The sequence below is a fragment of the Psychrobacter sp. 1U2 genome (assembly GCF_051847575.1).
This window is the reverse complement of record NZ_JBPYDC010000337.1, coordinates 1-1,190: the sequence shown is the minus strand read 5'-3', so window position 1 is coordinate 1,190 and position 1,190 is coordinate 1. Positions and strand designations below refer to the sequence as shown.

The following is a 1,190-nucleotide window of genomic DNA, read 5'->3' as shown; positions in this document are numbered from 1 at the left end:
AGACTTTTGTTTGGTTACTCGGTAAATGGCAACATCTGCTAGAAGATTAGGTGCCTGTCTTATTAGAGTTGACATTAAAGGGGAGGGACCTTTATCTGAGTCACTAACAGCAAAACGGCTAAGAATATGAATATCATGTTTGGCACACAATTGCTCAAAATCTTTGAACGTGCATAGATGAATGTTTGGTGTATCGTACCATTCATAAGGTAGGGCTTCTGAAACTGGCATTAAACCTTTGAACCCCAAATGAATACGGTTTTGCCAATGGGCAAAGTTGGGGAAGGTAATCACAGCTTCACGTGCGACCCGTAGCATGTCAAGTAATAGTACATCAGGGGCTTTGACCGCCTGTAACGCTCGTGCCATAACAACAGTGTCAAAACTGTTATCAGCGAAACGAGCCAGCCCATCATTTAAGTCTTGTTCGATAATGGACAAACCTTTACTGATAGCATCGTTAATCTTATCTTCGTCAATCTCAAGTCCGTAGCCAGTAACGCTACGTTTTTTTTGTAAATGAGCAAGTAGATCGCCATTACCACAGCCCAAATCTAATACATGTGAGTGGGGCGAAATCCAGCGCTCAGCCAACTGATGATCCATTCTCATAAGCGCTCTCCTTTGGTTATCGAGTTGCTCGTTATAAACGGTGCAGTTAAGAAGCCTTTGACTGCGCCCATGTAACGTGGGATATCAAATAAAAACGAATCATGACCGTGCGGCGCATCAACATCAATATAACTGACTGGTTTGCCAGTGGCCATGAGTGCATTCACAATTTCTTGTGAGCGCTCGGGAGCAAAGCGCCAGTCGGTAGTAAACGATACGACCAAGTACTGACATTTGGTATGGGCAAATGCTGATTTGAGTGCAGTCAGTTCTTGGTGATTGCCACTTTCGCTATCATCTTGAGACACAAGATTGTCCTCAAGTGTGCTTTTAGGGGTGTTGATTGATGCAGCAATTGAGTCTTCAAGTTGCACTGCTGCTGCCGAATCTAGCGATTGTGTTGATGGATAGTCGCGCGTTGGATCAAAATAATCTAACGCTTTGGTCATAAGTAAATAGGTGTTGGCATCGAAATTTTTACTAAAGCGTTCGCCTTGATAGCGCAAGTAGCTCTCGACCTGAAACTCGACATCATAGCCATACATAAATTTGCCTGATTTTAGATCTCGGCCAAATTT

General features: G+C 43.4%; 1 protein-coding gene and 1 pseudogene. Both read right to left on the bottom strand.

From position 1 onward, the window contains the following. On the bottom strand, nucleotides 1-612 hold a 612-nt coding region (gene metW, locus ACS8FD_RS15620), incomplete at its 3' end, for a methionine biosynthesis protein MetW (RefSeq protein WP_439276522.1). Further along, nucleotides 609-1,190 (bottom strand): annotated as a pseudogene (locus ACS8FD_RS15615) (homoserine O-acetyltransferase); the annotation flags it as partial. The pseudogene ACS8FD_RS15615 and the gene metW, both read right to left, overlap by 4 nt.